General features: G+C 71.8%; 21 protein-coding genes and 1 pseudogene. 6 read left to right on the top strand and 16 right to left on the bottom strand.

Annotated elements, in window-relative coordinates; translation table 11 throughout:
* The 4 genes from ACQEV8_RS36335 to ACQEV8_RS36320 all read left to right on the top strand — a co-directional run bounded on the left by ACQEV8_RS36335 (position 1) and on the right by ACQEV8_RS36320 (position 4,080).
* Positions 1 to 1,350 carry a dicarboxylate/amino acid:cation symporter gene (locus ACQEV8_RS36335; RefSeq protein ID WP_432969191.1) on the top strand — a complete coding sequence of 450 codons (1,350 nt, stop codon included), beginning with the start codon at positions 1 to 3 and terminating at the stop codon, positions 1,348 to 1,350.
* Between the two features lie 95 nt (positions 1,351 to 1,445).
* Positions 1,446 to 2,939, top strand: coding sequence for a bifunctional phosphatase PAP2/diacylglycerol kinase family protein (locus tag ACQEV8_RS36330; protein WP_432969188.1), 1,494 nt, complete (start codon positions 1,446 to 1,448; stop codon positions 2,937 to 2,939).
* 106 nt (positions 2,940 to 3,045) lie between these two features.
* Positions 3,046 to 3,867 (top strand): class I SAM-dependent methyltransferase, encoded by an 822-nt coding sequence (locus ACQEV8_RS36325; RefSeq protein ID WP_432973247.1) that lies wholly within the window; start codon positions 3,046 to 3,048, stop codon positions 3,865 to 3,867.
* 42 nt (positions 3,868 to 3,909) lie between these two features.
* Positions 3,910 to 4,080: a hydrophobic protein gene (locus ACQEV8_RS36320; protein ID WP_432969185.1), complete on the top strand. Its 171-nt coding sequence runs from the start codon at positions 3,910 to 3,912 to the stop codon at positions 4,078 to 4,080.
* Between the two features lie 27 nt (positions 4,081 to 4,107).
* Here ACQEV8_RS36320 and ACQEV8_RS36315 read toward each other — a convergent pair whose 3' ends face one another.
* From ACQEV8_RS36315 to ACQEV8_RS36255, 13 genes are all read right to left on the bottom strand, one after another.
* Positions 4,108 to 4,377 carry a gas vesicle protein K gene (locus ACQEV8_RS36315; protein ID WP_432973244.1) on the bottom strand — a complete coding sequence of 90 codons (270 nt, stop codon included), beginning with the start codon at positions 4,375 to 4,377 and terminating at the stop codon, positions 4,108 to 4,110.
* Positions 4,378 to 4,430: 53 nt separating this feature from the next.
* Positions 4,431 to 4,619 (bottom strand): gas vesicle protein, encoded by a 189-nt coding sequence (locus ACQEV8_RS36310; RefSeq protein ID WP_184588487.1) that lies wholly within the window; start codon positions 4,617 to 4,619, stop codon positions 4,431 to 4,433.
* 16 nt (positions 4,620 to 4,635) lie between these two features.
* Positions 4,636 to 5,391, bottom strand: a complete 756-nt coding sequence (locus ACQEV8_RS36305; protein ID WP_432969181.1) for a GvpL/GvpF family gas vesicle protein — start codon at positions 5,389 to 5,391, stop codon at positions 4,636 to 4,638.
* Positions 5,388 to 5,729, bottom strand: coding sequence for a gas vesicle protein (locus tag ACQEV8_RS36300; RefSeq protein WP_432969178.1), 342 nt, complete (start codon positions 5,727 to 5,729; stop codon positions 5,388 to 5,390). The genes ACQEV8_RS36305 and ACQEV8_RS36300 overlap by 4 nt, the downstream gene beginning before the upstream one ends.
* Positions 5,726 to 6,817 carry an SRPBCC family protein gene (locus ACQEV8_RS36295; protein ID WP_432969175.1) on the bottom strand — a complete coding sequence of 364 codons (1,092 nt, stop codon included), beginning with the start codon at positions 6,815 to 6,817 and terminating at the stop codon, positions 5,726 to 5,728. Before ACQEV8_RS36295 ends, ACQEV8_RS36300 begins: the two co-directional genes overlap by 4 nt.
* Positions 6,814 to 7,386 (bottom strand): DNA primase, encoded by a 573-nt coding sequence (locus ACQEV8_RS36290; RefSeq protein ID WP_432969172.1) that lies wholly within the window; start codon positions 7,384 to 7,386, stop codon positions 6,814 to 6,816. The genes ACQEV8_RS36295 and ACQEV8_RS36290 overlap by 4 nt, the downstream gene beginning before the upstream one ends.
* Positions 7,387 to 7,450: 64 nt before the next feature.
* A complete protein-coding gene (locus tag ACQEV8_RS36285) occupies positions 7,451 to 7,717 on the bottom strand; it encodes a gas vesicle protein GvpG (RefSeq protein WP_432969169.1) in 267 nt (88 codons plus the stop codon).
* Between the two features lie 4 nt (positions 7,718 to 7,721).
* Complete coding sequence (locus ACQEV8_RS36280) at positions 7,722 to 8,498, bottom strand: GvpL/GvpF family gas vesicle protein (RefSeq protein WP_432969166.1); 777 nt, start codon at positions 8,496 to 8,498, stop codon at positions 7,722 to 7,724.
* A complete protein-coding gene (locus tag ACQEV8_RS36275; RefSeq protein WP_104780933.1) occupies positions 8,495 to 8,929 on the bottom strand; it encodes a gas vesicle structural protein GvpA in 435 nt (144 codons plus the stop codon). The genes ACQEV8_RS36280 and ACQEV8_RS36275 overlap by 4 nt, the downstream gene beginning before the upstream one ends.
* 46 nt (positions 8,930 to 8,975) lie before the next feature.
* Positions 8,976 to 9,359, bottom strand: coding sequence for a gas vesicle protein (locus ACQEV8_RS36270; protein WP_432969163.1), 384 nt, complete (start codon positions 9,357 to 9,359; stop codon positions 8,976 to 8,978).
* A 91-nt stretch (positions 9,360 to 9,450) separates the two neighbouring features.
* On the bottom strand, positions 9,451 to 10,380 hold the full coding sequence (ligD, locus tag ACQEV8_RS36265; RefSeq protein WP_432969160.1) for a non-homologous end-joining DNA ligase: 930 nt from the start codon (positions 10,378 to 10,380) through the stop codon (positions 9,451 to 9,453).
* Positions 10,377 to 12,224: a transketolase gene (locus tag ACQEV8_RS36260; protein ID WP_432969157.1), complete on the bottom strand. Its 1,848-nt coding sequence runs from the start codon at positions 12,222 to 12,224 to the stop codon at positions 10,377 to 10,379. Before ACQEV8_RS36260 ends, ligD begins: the two co-directional genes overlap by 4 nt.
* On the bottom strand, positions 12,221 to 14,296 hold the full coding sequence (locus tag ACQEV8_RS36255; protein WP_432969154.1) for an FAD-dependent oxidoreductase: 2,076 nt from the start codon (positions 14,294 to 14,296) through the stop codon (positions 12,221 to 12,223). The genes ACQEV8_RS36260 and ACQEV8_RS36255 overlap by 4 nt, the downstream gene beginning before the upstream one ends.
* 159 nt (positions 14,297 to 14,455) lie before the next feature.
* On the opposite strand from ACQEV8_RS36255, the gene ACQEV8_RS36250 reads away from it, so the two are divergent.
* Complete coding sequence (locus ACQEV8_RS36250; RefSeq protein WP_432969151.1) at positions 14,456 to 15,418, top strand: LLM class F420-dependent oxidoreductase; 963 nt, start codon at positions 14,456 to 14,458, stop codon at positions 15,416 to 15,418.
* A 4-nt stretch (positions 15,419 to 15,422) separates the two neighbouring features.
* On the opposite strand, the gene ACQEV8_RS36245 is transcribed toward ACQEV8_RS36250, so the two are convergent.
* The gene (locus ACQEV8_RS36245) at positions 15,423 to 15,851 is read right to left on the bottom strand and encodes a phage holin family protein (protein ID WP_432969148.1); all 429 of its coding nucleotides are present in this window, start codon (positions 15,849 to 15,851) and stop codon (positions 15,423 to 15,425) included.
* Between the two features lie 48 nt (positions 15,852 to 15,899).
* On the opposite strand from ACQEV8_RS36245, the gene ACQEV8_RS36240 reads away from it, so the two are divergent.
* On the top strand, positions 15,900 to 16,247 hold the full coding sequence (locus ACQEV8_RS36240) for a VOC family protein (protein ID WP_432969145.1): 348 nt from the start codon (positions 15,900 to 15,902) through the stop codon (positions 16,245 to 16,247).
* An 18-nt stretch (positions 16,248 to 16,265) separates the two neighbouring features.
* Here the strand turns inward: ACQEV8_RS36240 and ACQEV8_RS36235 are convergent, their stop codons facing one another.
* Together ACQEV8_RS36235 and ACQEV8_RS36230 are read right to left on the bottom strand one after the other, a co-directional pair.
* The gene (locus tag ACQEV8_RS36235) at positions 16,266 to 16,844 is read right to left on the bottom strand and encodes a GNAT family N-acetyltransferase (protein WP_432969142.1); all 579 of its coding nucleotides are present in this window, start codon (positions 16,842 to 16,844) and stop codon (positions 16,266 to 16,268) included.
* Positions 16,845 to 16,882: 38 nt separating this feature from the next.
* Positions 16,883 to 18,723 (bottom strand): annotated as a pseudogene (locus ACQEV8_RS36230) (CocE/NonD family hydrolase).
* Between the last annotated feature and the right edge of the window lie 58 nt (positions 18,724 to 18,781).

Below are 18,781 nucleotides of genomic sequence, written 5' to 3'. Positions count from 1 at the left end.
ATGGCGACAGAACGCATCACCGACGGCCGCCACGACACCGACGCCGAAGCGCCGGGGCCGGCGCCGCGCGGCACACGCTGGTGGCGGCTGCCACTCGGGGTGCAGTCGGCGCTCGCGGTGGGGCTCGGCGCGCTGATCGGAGTGCTCGCGCCCGCCGTCGGCGAGCAGTTGAAGCTCCTCGGCGACATCTTTCTGAACCTGGTGCAGATGGTCGTGCTGCCCCTGGTCTTCCCGCTGATCGTGCTGGGCATCGCCCGCATGGAGTCGGTGAAGAAGGTGGGCCGGATCGCGGGCAAAGCGATCCTCTACTTCGAGATCGTCACCACGGTGATCCTGCTGATCGCGGTCGCCCTGGCCAAGTTCACCGGCATCGGCAAGGGCGCCCCGGTCGCGGGGGCCGACGCCGAGAGCGTGCAAAAGCTCGACCAGGGCGTCGACTTCCACGAGCTCATCCTGCACTCGATCCCGAAGAACGTCTTCGCCGCGTTCGCCGAGGGCAACCTGCTCGCCGCCATCGTCTTCGCGCTCTTCCTCGGCGTCGGCATGGCCGCCGTGGGGGAGAAGGCCGCGCCCTTCGCCTCCGTCCTGGACTCCGTGTCGTCGGCCATGTTCAAGGTCGTCGGCTATGTCATCCGGATCGCACCCGTGGGCGTGCTGGGCTTCATCAGCTACGACGTCGCGCACTACGGCTTCGGGAACCTCAGGAGCCTGCTGGGCTTCATCGCCGTGGTCTACGCGGGTCTGGCCATCGTCCTCGGCGTCGTCTTCCCGTGTATCGCCCTGATCTACCGGATCCGGTACGTGGACCTGCTCAGGCAGATCGCCGGGCTCGTCGGCATCGCCTTCCTCACGCGCAGCTCCGAAGCGGTGCTGGCCCCGTTGATGGGCAAGCTGGAAGCCTTCGGCGTGAGCCGCTCGACGACCTCGTTCGTCGTCCCGCTCGGCTACTCCTTCAACACCGACGGCTCGGTGCTCTACCAGGCCACCGCGCTGGTGTATCTCGCCCACGCCTACGGCACGGACACCTCGATCGCGTCCCTGCTGCTGATGGTCGGTGTCCTCGTGGTGCTGTCCAAGGGCATGGCGGGCGTCACCTCGGCCTCCATCGTGGTGCTGCTGGCCGCCGGCAAGACGATGGGCATCCCGCCCGAGGGCGTGGCCCTCCTGGTCGGTGTCGACTTCATCGTCGACATGGCGCGCACCGCCGTGAACGTCGTCGGGAACGCGCTGGCGGCCGCCGTCGTGGACCGGTCGGAGGCCAAACGGAACGCCGCGCAGGACTGCCAGGACAGCCCGGCGGCCGCGCACGAGGACGCGGCGCCGACGCCGGAGAAGGAGCCCGCGCGGTGAGCGCGGCCGAGTAGGGCATCCGCGTCCCGGGCCGGAGCAACCGGCCCGGGACGCGGCCGCCGGTGTACCCGCCCCCTGCCGGGTACCCGCGCCGCATGACCCCCGACCTGGACCTCACCACACCGAAGCCCGGGCACCACCCCCTGCGCGACCGCGTTCTCGCCCTGGACCGGCGGCTCTTCGAGGCCGCCGCCGGCCGGCACTGGCCCGGGGCCGGCCCCGTCCTGCCCCGGCTCGGCCGCAGCGCGAACCACGGCGTCCTGTGGTGCGCGGCCGCCGCCGCCCTCGCGGCGAGCCGCACGCCCCGGGCCCGCCGCGCGGCGTCCCGAGGCCTGGCCTCGCTGGGCCTCGCGTCCCTCGCCATCAACACCCTCGGCAAGCGCTCGGTGCGCCGCCCGCGCCCCGTGCTGGACCCCGTCCCGCTGATCAGGCGGCTGAAGCGGCAGCCGATCACCACGTCGTTCCCCTCCGGGCACGCCGCTTCGGCCGCCGCCTTCGCCACCGGTGTCGCCCTGGAGTCCCCGGCATGGGGCGCGGTCGTCGCCCCGGTGGCCGCCTCGGTCGCCCTCTCCCGTGTCTACACCGGCGTCCACTTCCCGAGCGACGTGCTGGCCGGCGCGACCCTGGGCGTGGGCGCCGCCTTCGCCGTGCGGGGCCTGGTGCCGACGCGGACGCAGGCCCTCCCGCCGGCGCGCCCCCGTGCCGAGGTGCCGGCACTGCTGGAGGGCGAGGGGCTCGTGCTCGTGGCGAACACCGCCGCGGGAACCGCCGAGCGCGCCCGCGCCCTGCGCGACGAACTCCCACGGGCCGAGGTCGTCGAGTGCGAACCGCAGGACGTGGCCGACGAGTTGCACAAGGCGGCAGGGCGCGCCCGGGTCCTCGGCGTGTGCGGCGGCGACGGCACCGTGAACGCCGCCGCCCGCATCGCCCTCGAGCACCGGCTGCCCCTCGCCGTGCTGCCCGGCGGCACCCTCAACCACTTCGCCTACGACCTGGGCGTGGAGGACGCCCGCGACCTGGCCCGCGCGCTGCGCCAGGGCAATGCCGTACGAGTGGACGTCGGCCGGTTCTCCTGCGGCGACGAGCACGGCGTCTTCCTCAACACCTGCAGTGTCGGCGTCTATCCGGAGCTCGTGCGTGAGCGGGAGCGCTGGTCGCACCGGATCGGCGGCTGGCCGGCCGGCGTGCTCGCGGCCGGGCGCGTGCTGCGGGCCGACCGGCATCCGCTGGAGGCCGAGTTCCAGGGCCGCACGCGTCCGCTGTGGCTGCTGTTCGCCGGGAACGGCACCTATCACCGCATGGGGCTCGCGCCCGGGCGCCGGCTGGATCTCGCGGACGGGCAGCTCGACGTGCGGGTCGTGCACGGTGGGCGCCGGCCCGCCGCGCGACTGCTGGCCGCCGCCCTCGCGGGACCGCTGACCCGTTCGCCCGTCCATGCGGCCGTCCAGGTGGGGCGGCTGCGCCTGGACCACGTGGCACCCGGCACGCTGCTCGCCTACGACGGCGAGGTCATCGACGTCGAGGGACGCGTGACCCTGGAGAAGCTGCCCGAGGCGCTGACCGTGTACCGGCCCGTCACCGGATACTGACCGACGATCCGTCAGTCCATATAGCAGGATGCCGGTCTCATTATTCGGCCCCGATGCGTACGGTGATCCCATGCCGACCGGAAGAACGGAAGGGGTGGGATCCGCCATGCCGGAACCACGGGAGACCGCCGTCTACACGCACGGGCACCACGAGTCGGTGCTCCGCTCGCACACCTGGCGGACCGCCGCCAACTCGGCGGCGTATCTGCTGCCCTCGCTCGAGCCCCACATGAGGATCCTGGACATCGGCTGCGGCCCGGGCACGATCACCGCCGACCTGGCGGAGCTCGTGCCCGGCGGACAGGTCACCGGCGTCGACCGGGTGCCGGAGATCCTGGAGCGGGCCCGCGCCACGGCGGCCGGGCGGGGACTGGCCAACATCGACTTCGCCGTCGCCGACGTGCACGCCCTGGACTACCCGGACGACACCTTCTGCGTGGTCCACGCCCATCAGGTGCTCCAGCACGTGGGGGATCCCGTGCCGGCCCTGCGGGAGATGAAGCGGGTCGTCAGGCCCGGCGGCATCGTCGCCGTGCGGGACGCCGACTACGCGGCGATGGCCTGGTACCCGGCGTCCGCCGGGCTCGACGCCTGGCTGGACCTCTACCGCCGGGTCGCCCGGGCCAACGGCGGTGAGCCGGACGCCGGGCGCCGGCTGAAGGCCTGGGCGCTGCGCGCCGGGCTCACGGACGTCACGGCGAGCTCCGGGACGTGGACCTTCGCCACGCCTCAGGAGCGGGCCTGGTGGAGCGGGCTGTGGGCCGACCGCACCCTGGCCTCGACGTACGCGGACCGGGCCCGGCTGGGCGGACACGCCGACGAGGAGGAGTTGCGGGCCGTCGCCGGGGCGTGGCGCGAGTGGGGCGAGCGGGAGAACGGCTGGTTCAGCGTGCTGCACGGAGAAATTCTCTGCCGAAAGGAAGCCTGAAAAACCATTTCGGGGACACCCTGAATACAGGAGGTTCACACAATGGTTCCCATTCTGCTGGTACTGCTTCTGGCTTTGGTTCTGTTCGGTGCCGGATTTGCGGTAAAGGTGCTCTGGTGGATTGCGTTGGCGGTTCTCGTCCTGTGGCTGCTGGGATTCTTCGTGCGTGGCACGACGGGAGCCGGGAGCCGGGGCCGGTGGTACAGGTGGTGAATCAGCCCGCTGATTCAGCCGGCTGATTCAGCCCCCGTCCCGGGGAAGCAGCGGTCCGAGCGGCCCGAGGTCCAGATTGAGGTCCTCGGGCCGCAGTCCGTAGCGCTCGCGCAGTTCCGTCATCCGTTCCTCGAGCAGCATCAGCGTGAGCCCGACCCGCTCCTCCTGCTCCTCGCTCAGATCCCCCACGTCGAACCTGCGCACCGCCTGGCGCTCCATGAGCTGGCGCAGCAGTTCCACCACCGTCAGCACGAGTTTGACCAGGTCACGCTCGACGGTGTCGGGCTCCAGGTCCATGCGGTTGCCGCGCGGGCGGGGATCCGGACGGGGTCGGGGGCTGTCGTCCGACGTCACAGCAACTCCTCGAACGGTGAGGACACCTGGGCGTTCACCGAGCTGATGAGCGCGTTGAGGTCGATCCGGACCAGGTCGACGTCGGCGATGCGCAGCGTGATGTCCCCCGTGATCACGACGCCGCCGGCGAGCAGCCGGTCGAGCAGGTCCACGAGGGCGACCTCACGGCGTTCCACTACGGTCAAGGCTTCTCTCCGTCGGTCATGTGGCCTCCCCGGCGAACGAATAGGCCGCCCAGGGGCCGGTGAGTTCGATGCGCATTCCGGGCACCTCGCCCTTCGTGCGGTCCACCAGTTCCACGAATTCCTCGGAACTGGCCCGCGGCACCAGATATGCGGCATTCAATACGTTCCGCCCCGTCGCCTTGGAAAGCGCGGGATTCTGCGGGGGATGCAGCCGGGAATCCTCCGCGAATTCAGAAAGGTTTTCGTGAAGTCGGGTCGAGAAGTGCTCGGCCTTCTGCCACATCTCCTCCTGCGACCTGGTCTGCATACGTCGCTGCCGCAGGTAGTCCCGGCCCGACGCGGCCTTCTGCGCGGGCCGGGGACTCTCCTGCTGTTCGGACTCGGCGTACACCTTCACACCCCACTCGACCCGGCCCTCCAGCCGGTCGAGGGTGCGCTGGAAGTCCTCCTCCCGGGCCTCCATCATCATCCGTACACCGCTGTCGTCCCGGAAGACGGTGCCGAGCCGCAGCGGCAGCGGGGTCGTGACGGTGGTGAGCGCGTCGATCACGCCCTGGTGGGCGCGGGCGGTCTCGGTGAGCCAGTCCAGGTCCTCCAGATGACGGTGGAGCGGTTCCTCGGCGAAGTCCCGCTCCGGCACATGGCTGACCACGGCCACGAGACCGTGGTGGGTCAGCGCCCGGGGCGGATCGCCCGCCACCCCCGACAGCTGGGACTGGAGCGGCGTACCGAAGGGGCGGCAGACGGCGTAGACGTACCGCAGTCCGGTCACGGGGCCTCCTTCTTCTCCGCGCGGCCCGGCTCCAGCTCCTCCAGCCGGGCCAGCCTCTCGCGCAACTCGGCGTTCTCACGGGTCAGTTCATCACGGCGGGCCCGAGAGCTCAGGTTCGGGTCGCTCTCCCACCAGTCGATGCCCATCTCCTTGGCCTTGTCGACAGAGGCGACGATGAGGCGGAGCTTGATCGTGAGGAGTTCGATGTCGAGCAGGTTGATGCGGATGTCGCCCGCGATGACGATGCCCTTGTCCAGCACTCGTTCCAGGATGTCGGCCAGGTTGGCGCTGCCCCCCTGGCCGCCGTAGGGCTCGGGCATCCTGCTGGGCGTCGTCATCGCCGGCTCCCCGCCTCAGCTTCCTCTTCTTCGTATTCCTCGTCCTCGTACTCCGCCTCGGGCTCGCCCTCGGCCTCCTCGCCCTCGGCCTCCTCGTCGTAGTCGCCCTCGGCCTCGTCCTCGTACTCGCCCTCGGGCTCCTCTTCGCCTTCCTCTTCCTCGTACTCGCCCTCCGGCTCCTCGCCCTCGGCGCCGTCCTCGGACTCCTCCTCGGCGAGGGCGTCCTCGTGGCTGACGACGACCTCGCCGTCGCGGATCTCGCCGCGCCAGCCGTCCTCCGCCTCACCCTTGATCGTGATGAACCGGACGTAGTTCTTCAGGTCCAGCCGGGCCCGGCGGCCCTGGGCGCGCCAGATGTTGCCGGTCTTCTCGAAGAAGCCGGAGGGGTAGTACTCGATGACCAGCAGGACACGCGTGAGGCTGTCGGTGATCCGGTGGAAGGAGACGACGCCCTTCGTCGTGCCCTTGGCACCCTCCGACGTCCAGGCGATGCGGTCGTCCGGCACCTGCTCGGTGGTCTTCGCCTTCCAGCTGCGGTTGGACCACCAGATCTTCGCCTGCCAGTCGGAGTGAGTGTCGTCGTCGCGGCTCGCGCTCTTGACGCCCTTCGCGAAGGTGCTGAAGTCCTGGTACTTCGTCCACTGGTCGTACGCGGTGCGCAACGGCACGCCGACATCGATGTGCTCGATGATGACGGTGGGCTTGTTGCCGGAACGGCCCTTGCCCTTCTTGCCCTTGCCACCGCCGCCCAGGTTCTTGAAGGCCCCTGTGACCTTGTCCTTGAGGTGCGAGCCGCCGGTCTCCAACGCGGTGCGCAACGGGCCCTTGCCCTCGGCGAGCTTGCGGCCGCCGTCGAGGGCGAGTTTCGCGAAGCCGGGGCTGTTGCCCTCTGCGATGTCGTTCAGTCTGCCGGTGGTCTCGCCGAGCTTGCGGCCCACGCCGGTCAGCATGCGCGTGGCCTGGGCGGCGAGGTACTCCTGCAACTCGGCCTTCAGCCGGTCGGCGGCCTCGCTGTGGGCCACATCGGTGAGCGGGTTCTTCGTCGCGCCGTTCGCGGCGGACTTCGCCGATCCCAGGGTGTCGCTCATCCCTCACCGCCTCCCTTCGGCAGCCGGCCCCGGGCGCTGCCGCCCCGGTTCCCGGAGGTCGCCTTCTTCGCGGCCGTGGTCTTCTTCGCCGCGACCTTCCGGCCCGCCGTCTTCTTCGCGGGCGCCCTCTTGGCCGGGGCTGCCTTCTTCGCGGGCGCCTTCTTGGCGGTCTTCTTCGGAGGCGCCTTCTTGGCGGGGGCCTTCTTCGCCGCCGGCTCCGGCTCCTCCTCCTGCTCCGGCCCGGAGTCCTCGGGCCCCTCGTCCTCGGGCTCCTCGTCCTCGTCGTAATCGGTGTCCTCGGCGTCACTCCCGCCGGTCACCGCGCCCGTCAGCTGGTCGCGCACCTGGGCCGTACGGCCGTGCAGCCGGTCGGCCAGGGCGTCGATCTGCCGCTCGACCATGGCCCCGGAGGCGGCCTTGCCGACACCGCGCAGATCGTCGCGCAGCTGGTCCCCGATCTCCTTGAACTGCGGGTTGTTCCGCAGCTGCTGCTGGACCAGCTCCGCGACCATGCGCGGGCTCAGGTTCAGCTTCTTCCCGGCCACCAGTCCGCCGACGGCGATCGCCATCTTCAGTTTTTTGGTACGTCCCAGGAGGTATCCGGCCCCACCGCGAGGCCCAGTCCCGTTCGGTTCATTGTGCCGTCCCTTGTTGGCCTGTTCCCGCGCTCCCGCGCGAAGCGGTCTCCAACCGGTCGAGGAGTTCGTCCTCGAGGCGGTCGAACTCCTCCTCCGTGATCTCTCCGGCCTCCAGCTGCTCCTCCAGGCGGCCCAGTTCGGCCTGGACCGTGGCGGGGTCGTAGTAGATCCGCTCGGCCTCCTGGAGCACCTGATTGATGGCCCAGGCGCTGCCGCGCACGGGTGCGAGCGGCAGCAGCAGCACCTCGGAGATCAGGCCCATGTCGTCACCCCGCTCCGGTGGTGTCCGTGCCGCTCGCCACGGTGCCCGCCGGCTCGGCCTGGCCGGGCTCGACGAAGCTGTACGGCGGCAGCGGGCCGTTGACCCGCACCTCCAGGTGCGGCATGTCCTTGCGGGCCTGCTCGACCGCGGCCAGGAAGCGCTCGGCCGACTCCCGGTCCACCAGGTACGACACGTTGGCCAGCCAACCGGTGGACTCGGGGCCCACGCTCACGTCCTCGGCGGCGGAATCCAGGGCGCTCCGGAGTGCGGCGGCGTCGTCGGCCTCCCTGGCCTTGACCGCGGCCGCGACCAGCTCGCCGAGCCGGATCTTGTCGTCGTAACTGCCGCCACCGGACTGCCGGTTGGCCTCGGCGAGACCGCGGATGTCGGGGCTCTGGGCCATCACCTGGTGCAGGACCGCTTCTTCGACGTGGTTGGCCTTGAGGTTGTACTCGACCCGGCCTTCCAGGGCCCGCAGGCGTTCCTTGTAGTGCTCGGCCCGCTCGGCGAGCACTCCGGTGATCGAGTTCTCGTCCGGGGCGACGCTGCCGAACCGCATGGGCAGCACGCAGGCCGCCGCACCCGCCTCGCTGAGCACGTTCTGGTGGGCGAGCAGATCCCTGCGCTTGGGCCGCAGCCCCTCGGGCGCATCGCTGACGATGGCCGCCAGCTCGCCCTCGCGCAGGATGCGCACCGGGCGGGGCGGGTCGCCCACACCGCCCATGCCCTCGGGCAGCGCCGGGTGCGCGTTCGCCGCGATGCCGTAGACGTAGGTGCTCACTCCTGCTCCTCCTTCCGGCGGGACGACGTGCTCTTACGGGCGCGCGGACGGGACTCGCCCTGACGCTCGGAGCCCTCGTCACGCGCCTGCTTGAAGGCGTCGGAGATGGTCTCGGCGGCGCCGGACAGCGCGCCCTTGGACTTGCCGCGCGCTCCGGACTCGGTCATCTCACCGACCAGGTCGGGCAGGCCCGGGTCCTTGCGGGGCCCGGCCTCGAGGTCGAGCCGGTTGCACGCCTCGGCGAAGCGCAGATAGGTGTCGACGCTGGCGACGACGACGCGTACGTCGATCTTGAGGATCTCGATGCCGACCAGGGAGACTCGCACGAATGCGTCAATCACGAGCCCCCTGTCCAGAACGAGTTCGAGTACGTCGTAGAGACCGCTGCTGCCGCCTCCGCCGCCGGACTGCTGTGCCGGTACGACTGTCATGCCGGGCGTTCCTCCTCGTGTGTGGGTGCGGGTCCGGTCGGGCGGCCTAGCGGCCGCCGGGCCTGCGCGCGTCGGACCGACCGCGTTCGTAGCGGCGGACGCGCCGGTAACCCGTGAGCTGCCCCTCGGCGTCGAGCTCCACCTGGTAGCTCGCCATCAGGCTCATCGTGTCGGGCACGCGCTCGAGTTCGAGGACCTCGACCTCCAGCGCCCAGCCCTCGTCCGTCTGCTCGAAGGACGACACGGATTCGGCTTCCATGCCGGTGAGTTCCGCGAGCTGGCCGCGCGCCTGACGCAGCACGTCCATCGGGCTCGGCCGCTTCTGGGCCGTCTGCTTGTCGTTCTGCTTGTCGTTCGATTTGCTCGAACTCTGCGAGTCCTGGGGTTTCTGTGAACCCTGTGACTCTTGCGTGTTTCTTGTGTTCGACATGGCCACCTCCCCCTCCGTGTGGCCGCAAGAGTGTTCGCCAAACCTCTGTGGTCTCATGCATCTGCCATCCGCCCTGGAGAGGCGGGGGGGCTCAACCGCGCAGCGCGTTCAGCCGCCGCCGGGCCGGTCCCAGCGCCCGGCCGCGGTTCAGCAGGCCGGACCAGGGGTTGGTGCGGGCCTGCTCGACGGCGTCGGCGATGGTCCAGCTGCGGGCGTGCAGCTCCGGGTCGTCCAGCTGGTCCCAGGTGATGGGGGTCGCCACGGGCGCGCCCGGCCGGGGCCGGACCGTGAAGGGCGCCACGGCGGTCTGGGCGTAGGCGTTGCGCTGCACGTCGAGGTAGAGCCGCTCGCCGCGCTCCTTCTTGCGGGCGGCGGTGGTGAGCCGGTCGGGGTGGGCGCCGGCGAGGGTGTCGGCGACGTCCCGGGCGAAGGAGCGCACCTCGTCGAAGTCGTGCCGGCCGTTCAGCGGCACGATCGCGTGCAGTCCGCGCGAGCCGGTGGTCATCAGCGCCGAGGGCAGCTCCAGCTCGTCGAGGAGCCCCCCGAGCAGCCGGGCGGCCTCGCGCACGGCCTCGAAGTCGTCCCCCGCGGGGTCGAGGTCGAAGACCAGCCGGTCGGGGTGGTCGACGCTGTCCGTGCGGGACAGCCAGCGGTGCAGGGCGATGCTCGCCTGGTCGGCCAGATAGAGGAGGGTGGCGGTGTCGTCGCAGACGGTGTGGCGGACGGTGCCGCCCTCCTTGGCCAGCTCGACGCGCCTGATCCACTCCGGGTAGTGCTCCGGGGTGTTCTTCTGCATGAACGTCGGCCCGCCGAGCCCGTCCGGGTGCCGCTCCAGCATCAGGGGACGGCCGCGCAGGTGCGGCAGCATGAAGGGCGCGACGGCCCGGTGGTAGTCCACCAGGTCGCCCTTGGTGTACTCCTTGGCGTCCGCGCCGCCGGGGAAGAGCACCTTGTCGGGCCGGTGGACCGTCACGGTCCGGCGGCCGGCCCGCACCCTGCGCGTGCCGTCGCCGCCGCTCACGGCACGACCGTCTCCTCCACCAGCAGCCGCCCGGCCGCGGCGATCGACTCGGCGTCGATGCCCGCGGCGTGCAGCGACTCGGCCGGGGACGCCGAGCCGGGCATCGACCGCACCGCGAGCCGTACCAGGCGCGGTACGGGGCGCCCGTCGGTGAAGGCGTCGAGGACCGCGTCGCCGATGCCGCCCTCCGGGTGGTGGTCCTCGACGGTCACCAGGCAGCCGGTCTCCTCGGCGGCCCGGCGCAGGGTGGCCCGGTCGACGGGCTTGACGGAGTACAGGTCGATCACCCGCGCCTGGATGCCCTCCCGCTCCAGGGCGTCGGCGGCGGCCAGCGCCTCGTGCACGGTGACGCCCGCCGCGACGAGGGTCAGCCGGTCGCGTTCGGAGGAGCGCAGCACCTTGCTCCCGCCGACCGGGAACTCCTCGTCGGGGCCGTAGAGCACCGGGCCCTCGCCGCGCGAGGTGCGCAGATAGCGGACGCCCTCCAGGCCGGCCATCGCGCCGACGAGCCGGGCGGTCTGGTTGGCGTCGCACGGGTACAGCACGGTCGAGCCGTGCACCGCCCGCATCATCGCCAGGTCCTCCAGGCCCATCTGGCTGGGCCCGTCCTGGCCGATGGCGACGCCGGCGTGCGAGCCGACCAGGTTGATGCCGGCGCCGCTGACGGACGCCATCCTGATGAAGTCGTGGGCCCGGGTCAGGAAGGCCGCGAAGGTGGCGGCATACGGCATCCAGCCGCGCGCGGCGAGCCCGACCGCCGAGGCGACCATCTGCTGCTCGGCGATGTAGCACTCGAAGTAGCGGTCGGGGTGCTCCTTGGCGAAGAACTCGGCGCGGGTGGAGTCGCCGACCTCGCCGTCCAGGGCGACGATGTCGCCGCGGCCGGTACCGAGCGCGGCGAGTGCCTCGCCGAAGGCGTTGCGGGTGGCGACCTCCTCGCCCTTGTCCCACTTGGGGAGCTCGTAGTTCCCGGTGTGGACCGCGTGCAGCATGCGGGCGGCCGGCGGCTCCTGCACCCGAACCCGGATCTCGCGCGGTCCGCCGAGTTCGGCGATGGCCTCCTCGGCCTCCGGCAGCGGCTTGCCGTGCAGGCCCTCGCGGTCCTGGACGCCCTCGACGCCCCTGCCCTTGAGGGTGCGGGCGAGGATCGCGGTGGGCTGGCCCTTGGTGGAGGCGGCCTCGCCGTAGGCGCGGTCGACGGCGTCCACGTCGTGCCCGTCGACCTCGATGGTGTGCCAGTCGAAGGCCTGGAAGCGGCGGGCGTAGGCGTCCAGGTCGTGGCCGTGCCGGGTCGGGCCGCGCTGGCCGAGCCGGTTGACGTCGACGATCACGGTGAGGTTGTCCAGGTGCTCGTACCCGGCGTGCTCGGCGGCCTCCCACACGGATCCCTCGGCCAGCTCGCTGTCGCCGCACAGCACCCAGGTGCGGTAGCCGGTGCGGTCCAGCCGCTTTCCGGCCAGCGCGATGCCGACACCGACGGGCAGGCCCTGCCCGAGCGAGCCGGTGGCCGTCTCGACCCACGGCAGGCGCTGCGGTGTGGGGTGCCCTTCGAGGCGGCTGCCCAGCTTGCGGAAGGTGAGCAGTTCCTCGTCGTCGATGGCGCCGGCCGCCTTGTACGCGGAGTACAGCAGCGGCGAGGCGTGTCCCTTGGACAGCACGAAACGGTCGTTGCCGGGGTGGGCGGGACGGTCGAAGTCATAGCGGAAGTGGCGGGCGAGCAGCACGGCCATCAGGTCGGCCGCGGACATCGAGGACGTCGGATGCCCGGAGCCCGCGGCGGCTGCGGCGCGGACGCTGTCCACGCGCAGCTGCTGTCCGAGTTCGGTGAGTTCACCGGTGTTCATGAGTCTCCTTTCGCGGAGTCGTCCGGTGGGTCGGAACGCTTGACGGGGCCGGGGGCGACATCGGGGCCCGGAGGTGGTTGATCGTCAGAGGGCTGGGGAGCGGGCCCTGGCTGGTTCTTCGCGGGCTCGCCGCCGGGCTGGTTCTTCGCGGGCTCGCCGCCGGGCTGGTTCCTGGCGGGCTCACCACCAGGCTGATTCCGCGCGGGCTCACCACCAGGCTGATTCCGCGCGGGCTCACCACCAGGCTGATTCCGCGCGGGCTCACCACCAGGCTGATTCCGCGCGGGCTCACCACCAGGCTGATTCCGCGCGGGCTCACCACCAGGCTGATTCCTGGCAGGCTCACTGCCGCGCCGATTCCTGGCGGGCTCGCCACCAGGCCGGCTCCGCGCGGGTTGACCACCCGGCTGTCCCCCGGCAGGCTCACCAGCCGGCTGTCCCCCGGCAGGCCCGCCACCCGGCTGACCGCCGGACCGGCTCCCGGCTCGCGCACCGCCGAGCGGTCCCTTCGCGGGTTCGTCGGCGGGCCAGGTCCTGGCCCGCTCCGCACCCGGCCGGCCCTTGGCGAGTTCCTCCTCCGCCCGCCGCTCCGCGGCCCCGGATCCAGGCTGCACCTGCGTCACCCCGGATCCGGGCTGCCCCTTCGCGGGCTCGTCTCCGGCCCGGCCCTTCCCGGGCCCGGTGCCGGTCCCCCCGTCGTGTGTGTCGGCCTCGATCGCGGCGCCCGGCCCCGAGCGCACGTCGGCCTCCCGCCGCCTCCCTGGCCCGCCCGGTACCCGGGCCACCTCCGGCGACGACGTGTCCAGGGGCACGGACCAGGACCGTACGAGCCCCAACTGCACGGCCTGGCGCGGCAGTACGGCGTCCAGCAGCCAGTCGGCGGCGACCCGGACCCGGTTGCCGGGCATGGCGGCGAGATGGTAGCCACGCGTCACCGCACCCGCCGGTACCCCGGACAGGGCCACGCCGAGCGGGTTGGCCGCGGCCTTCGCACCGCCCAGGTCGACGACGAAGCCGAGGTCGCGATGGCGGTAGGGCCCGCGCCCCCCGCCGAGGCCGAGCGACGCGGCGACGTTCTCGGCCGCGACCTTGCCGTGCCGCCAGGCGTGCTGCGCGGTCATCGGCGTACAGCTCCCCGGCTTCTCCAGATCGGGCACCGCGGCCACGTCACCGCAAGCGAACAGCTCCGGCCGCCCCGGTACCCGGAGGTGCGTGTCGACGAGCAGCCGCCCCTTCTCCAACGGCAGCCCGAGGGACTCCACCAGCGGGTCGGGCCGTACGCCCACGCACCACACCAGCGTCCGGGTCTCGACGAACTCGCCGTCGCTCAGCACCACCCCGTCGTGCGTGGCCTCCTGCACCGAGGTCCCCATCCGCACGTCCACGCCCCGCTGCCGCAGCACACGGTCGGCGGTGGAGGAAAGCTTCTCGTCCATCTCGGGCAGCACCCGCGGTGCCACGTCCAGCAGGATCCAGCGCGGCCGCATGCCCTGCCGCAGCGGGTGCTTGCGGACCTGCGCGTCGGTGAACATCTGCCCGTGCGCGGCGACCTCGGTCCCGGTGTATCCGGCGCCGACCACGACGAAGGTGCAGCGCGCGGCGCACGACTCCGGGTCGTCGGCTGCGGCTGCCAGCTCCACCTGCCGGGTCACGTGGTCACGCAGGTAGAGCGCCTCGGGCAGACCCCGGAAGCCGTGCGCGTACTCGGCCACGCCCGGGACGGGCAGCAGCTTGTTGACGCTGCCGGCGGCGAGCACCAGACGGTCGTAGGCGAGCGTGCCGCCGTCGCCCTCGGGGCCGGTGTAGTGCAGGGTGCGGCCGTCGAGGTCGATCCGGTCGGCCTCGCCGAGTACCAGCCGCACGTGCGGCAGCGTGTCCGAGAGGGAGACCGTGACCCGGCGCGGCTCCAGGACGCCGGCGGCGACCTGGGGCAGCAGCGGCAGATAGAGGAAGTAGTCGGTCGGGTTCAGCAGGGTGATGTGGGCCCGGCCCCGGGTCCGCCGGACCAGGGTCCGCGCCGCCCGGTAGCCGGCGAAACCGGCACCGACGATCACGATGCGGGGTCGACTCACGGTTCGCCTCCGGCGCTGTCGCGTACCTCGGGAGCCTTCCGCGTCCCCCTGGCCAGGGCACCCAAACGTTCGCCCGGCCCGGATCCCGCCGGTTTCCGCCCCCGCGCCCGGGTACCCGGGGCGGGATACGGACCGCCCACATCGCGGAGGCACTCCCCCATGCCCGAGTACGGATATTTCCTCTCGTGCGAGCAGTACGGACCCGCCGAGCTGATCGAGCAGGCGCGGATGGCCGAGCAGGCCGGATTCCAGGCGCTGTGGATCTCGGACCACTACCACCCGTGGAACGACGAGCAGGGCCAGAGCCCGTTCGTCTGGTCGGTGATCGGCGCGCTGTCCGAGGCGGTGTCCCTGCCGATCGAGACGGCGGTGACCTGCCCGACCGTGCGGATGCACCCGGCGGTGGTGGCGCAGGCCGCGGCGACCAGCGCGGTGATGACGGCGGGCCGCTTCCGGCTCGGCGTCGGCTCCGGCGAGGCGCTCAACGAGCACATCCTCGGTGACCACTGGCCGCCGGCCCATGTCCGTCTGGACATGCTGGAGGAGGCCATCCAGGTAATGCGCCGGCTGTTCACGGGCGAGGAGGTCAACCACCACGGGCCGCACTACACGGTGGAGAACGCCCGCCTGTACACGGTGCCGGACGAGCCCGTCCCGATCGACATCTCCGGCTTCGGCCCGGCTGCGACCCAGCTGGCCTCCCGCGTCGGCGACGGCTACATCACCATGGCGCCGGACGAGGCGATGGTGGAGCAGTACCGCAAGGGCGGAGGCGGCGGAAAGCTGGTCAGCGGCGGCACCAAGGTCTGCTACGACACCGACGGGGACGAGGCCGTACGGACCGTCCACCGGCTCTGGGCGAACGAGCAACTGCCCGGAGAACTGGGCCAGGTGCTGCCCTCCCCGAAGCATTTCGAGCAGGCGCAGCAGCTGGTCACCGAGGACATGGTGCGCGAGAACCGGGTGTGCGGGGACGACGTGGACGGCCACGTGGCCGAGCTGCGGCGGTTCTCCGACGCGGGCTTCGACAGGGTCTACGTCAACCAGATCGGCCCCGACCTGCGGGGCTTCTTCGACTTCTACCGCACGAAGGTGCTGCCGCAGCTCCAGCAGGGCCTCTGACGCGTCACGCCCTGGGGCCCGGCACGTCCGGGGCGTCCTTCGGCCTCGGGGGGACCGTGCCCGGGGCGGGCCCGGCGGCGGGCGGGGCCGGCGGTACTGACGGACCGGGCAGACCGTCGGCCGCACCGGCCCCGTGCCCGGAACCCGGGCGGGCCATGCCGCGCAGCACATAGGCCGCGGCGCCCAGGAGCACGGCGGTGATCAGCGCCGCCGCCCAGCCGGGCAGGCCGAGGGCGAGGGCCAGTCCCACGGCGAGTGCGAGGGCCGCGCCCGCGTACAGGGCGAGGGCGCCGGACGCGGCGTACAGCGAGGCCTTGCGGCGCTGCTTGCGCGTCTGCTCGCGCAGTTCGTCCCGTACGGTCTCGCGCGCCACCTGCGCCAGCTCGTCAACCAGATGTTTGTCCAGATGCTCCAGATGATCCATCGGCTTCATACCCGGCCGGGTACCCTCGCCCCCTGACGCGTAACTAGGCTCGTCCTCATGGAGATTCTGGGTGCCACACTGCGCGTCTGCGTCGAAGACCTCGAGACCGCGATCCCCTTCTACGAGCGACTGGCGGGCGGCAGCGCCCAGCGCTTCGAACGGGGCGGTGTCGAGGTGGCGGCGATCGGCTGCTTCCTGCTGATGAGCGGTCCCCCGGCCGAACTGGAGGTGCTGCGCAAGGTCTCCGCGACGATCGCCGTCAAGGACGTCGACGACACCCACCGGGTGCTCACCGAACTGGGCGCCCACATCGTCGCCGGACCCATCGCGTCACCGGCCGGCCGTAATCTGATCGCGCTGCACCCGGACGGGTCGATCTACGAGTACGTGGACCGCAACCCGTGATGCCCGCCGGGGCGGGACTCAGCGCCGCCCCGGCCCCGTGACCGTCTCGGCGGTGATCGCCCAGCGTTCGTGGTCGCGCCAGGCCCCGTCGACGAAGAGCATCTTCGGCGAGAAGCCCTCCAGCCGGAACCCGCAGCCGCGGGCCAGGGCGATCGACGCGGCGTTCCCCGGCTGGACGTTGATCTCCAGCCGGTGCAGCCGCATCGGGCCGAACGCGTACCGCACGACGAGGTCGAGACCTTCGCGCATCAGCCCCCGCCCGGCGGCGTGCGCGAAGGCGCCGTAGCCCAGCGCCCCGCACTGGAAGCCGCCCTCGACGATGTTGTTGATGTTGATGAACCCGGCGATGGCCCCGTCGCCCTGCCCGCGGACGTCGCCCTTCTCGCAGACGAGGAAACCGGCCTTGGACGGGTCCTCGATCAGCCGGCCGGCGTACGCGGTGTAGGCCTGGGCGCTCTCGGGCGGGAAGAGCCAGGGGTGGTGCAGGTCCTTGCTCTCCCGTGCCCGGGCGGTGAACTCGGCGCCGTCCCCGTAGGTGAAGTGGCGTATGCCCACCCGGGGGCCTTCGGCGAGGTAGCGGGACACGTTGTGCGGCACCCCGCCACAGTAACCGCGTCACCTGTGCTTCTTCAGCGTCAGGAACCGGCCACCGGCAGCCGGAGCACCCCGGTGTTCCTCGGCCCGCTGACCACGGTCACCGGTTTGACCCCCGGTTGCCGAAGTACGCGTCGTCGCTCGCCGCGATCACGAACCGCAGCCGGTGCCCCTTTTCGTAGCGGTGCACGATCCCGGGCAGCGTGACGGTGAAGCTCTTCGTCACGTCCGGAACCCGGACCGGCGCGACCAGGCGGCGCACCAGGGTGCGGGTGCCGTCGGGGGCGACGTCGTAGAGCTTGGCGAACAGGACGAGCTTGTCGGCCGCGTCGCCGGAGTTCTGGGTGCGCTCGGCCTTCGGGGAGTGCACCTTGAGCGTGGCCCGGGGCGCGCCCACGACGTCGAGGGGGTGTGGCAGGGGCGCGCTGGTCCAGCCGAGGTAGGTGCCCTCGGTGTCGTGCGGCGGGCTGTCGGGCAGCCCGATGAGGCCGGCCAGGGAGCTCTCCGAATGGCTCGTGGGGGTCAGCCAGTTGGTGTAACCACGGCTGCCCCGGGCCACCTTGTTCCGGTGGTCGACGAGCTTGCCGTCGCCGGAGAGATACAGCGTCCGGCTCGGCGCCGGGAGGTGGCCGGCGGTGGCGTAGGCACGGTTCGGGTCGGTGATCCAGTCCCGGTGGTAGGCGAAGGCCGGTCCCGTGTCGACATGCGTCCGGCCGCGCAGATGGCGGTCGAACCAGGCGAGGACGCGCCGGCCGACGTAGCTGGTCTCCAGGTTGCCCTTCGACAGATCGAGTTCACCGGCACCAGGGCCGGTGATCCCGCCGCTGTGGCCCCAGGACTGCCAGATCATCTTCACGGGGGTGCCCTGTGCGCGGAGCGTCCGGTACGTCGCCGTCGCCTCGTTGAGGTTGAAGAGGGTGTCGGCCTGCCCCTGGACCAGCAGGGTGGGTGCCTTCACGCGGTGGAGGTACGACACCGGGGAGACACTGCGGGCGAAGGCGAGCAGCTCGGCGGTCCGGTCGGCGGGGTAGCTGCCGGAGTTGAGCGTGTGGATGGTCCGGCAGGCCTTGGTGACGAAGTGCAGGCAGGACATGGAGTTGATGCGGGAGGGGTCGAGGCTGGGCTGGAGCAGGGGCTGGCCTTCGCCGATGAGGTAGAAGCCGTTGGTCCACTGCCATTTGAAGGCGCCCGGGACGCCGGTGCCGCCGGTGGCGCTGTTGGGGGCCAGCGCGTACGCCAGGTCGTTCCAGGTGATCATGGGGACGAGCGCGTCGAGGCGGTGGTCGACGGCGGCGGTGGCCAGCTGGACGGCGCCGCCGTAGGAGCCGCCGATCATGCCGACCCGTGGGTCGCCGGGCCGGTCGAGGGTGACGAAGTCGGCGGTGCTGCCGTCGTCGGCGGCGCGTCCGCCGCCGAGGAAGTCGACCAGTCGCGCGGTGGCGGCACCGTCGATGGCCGGGTCGTCGAGGGAGATGAGACAGCCGCTGCGGCCGAAGCCGAGGCCGGAGTAGATGAGGGAGACGTAGCCGCGCTGGGCGAAGGCCTTGCCGATGGTGTCGGTCGAACCGTCCGACTTGCTGCCGCCGAAGCCGTTCGTGCCGAGCACGGCGGGCGCCCGGTGGTCCCGGTCCACGCCCGCCGGGCGGTACAGGTCGGCGTCGACCACGCAGGACCGGCCGCCCGCCGGGACGGTGAACTTGAGCGGGGTGACGGTGTAGGAGTCCGCCGCGGTCGCGGGCGGGGTGAGGGCGAGGGGGACGGCCAGGGCGGCGCCCAGAGCGAGAGCGAGCGGCGCGCGGGATCTGGGCACGCGTCGGGACACACGGACCTCCACGGTGGGGACAACCCGGATACCGACCAGTAGGTACTTGGTCGTAGTCATCGTGTGACACGTGTCAGGAAGCGTCAATCACCGAAACGAGGGTTCTTGACAGAATTTC

Source organism: Streptomyces sp. CA-179760, assembly GCF_050937045.1.
Classification (GTDB): Bacteria; Actinomycetota; Actinomycetes; order Streptomycetales; family Streptomycetaceae; genus Streptomyces.
The sequence above is the reverse complement of the archived record's forward strand: the minus strand, read 5'-3'. Positions and strand labels throughout refer to the sequence as shown.

Excerpts from the sequence above, each read along its gene's own strand:
- ACQEV8_RS36335 (WP_432969191.1), top strand. The coding sequence starts at position 1 with ATGGCGACAGAACGCATCACCGACGGCCGCCACGACACCGACGCCGAA.
- ACQEV8_RS36330 (WP_432969188.1), top strand. The coding sequence starts at position 1,446 with ATGACCCCCGACCTGGACCTCACCACACCGAAGCCCGGGCACCACCCC.
- ACQEV8_RS36325 (WP_432973247.1), top strand. The coding sequence starts at position 3,046 with ATGCCGGAACCACGGGAGACCGCCGTCTACACGCACGGGCACCACGAG.
- ACQEV8_RS36320 (WP_432969185.1), top strand. The coding sequence starts at position 3,910 with ATGGTTCCCATTCTGCTGGTACTGCTTCTGGCTTTGGTTCTGTTCGGT.
- ACQEV8_RS36315 (WP_432973244.1), bottom strand. The coding sequence starts at position 4,377 with ATGGACCTGGAGCCCGACACCGTCGAGCGTGACCTGGTCAAACTCGTG.
- ACQEV8_RS36300 (WP_432969178.1), bottom strand. The coding sequence starts at position 5,729 with ATGACGACGCCCAGCAGGATGCCCGAGCCCTACGGCGGCCAGGGGGGC.
- ACQEV8_RS36295 (WP_432969175.1), bottom strand. The coding sequence starts at position 6,817 with ATGAGCGACACCCTGGGATCGGCGAAGTCCGCCGCGAACGGCGCGACG.
- ACQEV8_RS36290 (WP_432969172.1), bottom strand. The coding sequence starts at position 7,386 with ATGGCGATCGCCGTCGGCGGACTGGTGGCCGGGAAGAAGCTGAACCTG.
- ACQEV8_RS36285 (WP_432969169.1), bottom strand. The coding sequence starts at position 7,717 with ATGGGCCTGATCTCCGAGGTGCTGCTGCTGCCGCTCGCACCCGTGCGC.
- ACQEV8_RS36275 (WP_104780933.1), bottom strand. The coding sequence starts at position 8,929 with ATGACAGTCGTACCGGCACAGCAGTCCGGCGGCGGAGGCGGCAGCAGC.
- ACQEV8_RS36270 (WP_432969163.1), bottom strand. The coding sequence starts at position 9,359 with ATGTCGAACACAAGAAACACGCAAGAGTCACAGGGTTCACAGAAACCC.
- ACQEV8_RS36260 (WP_432969157.1), bottom strand. The coding sequence starts at position 12,224 with ATGAACACCGGTGAACTCACCGAACTCGGACAGCAGCTGCGCGTGGAC.
- ACQEV8_RS36250 (WP_432969151.1), top strand. The coding sequence starts at position 14,456 with ATGCCCGAGTACGGATATTTCCTCTCGTGCGAGCAGTACGGACCCGCC.
- ACQEV8_RS36245 (WP_432969148.1), bottom strand. The coding sequence starts at position 15,851 with ATGAAGCCGATGGATCATCTGGAGCATCTGGACAAACATCTGGTTGAC.
- ACQEV8_RS36240 (WP_432969145.1), top strand. The coding sequence starts at position 15,900 with ATGGAGATTCTGGGTGCCACACTGCGCGTCTGCGTCGAAGACCTCGAG.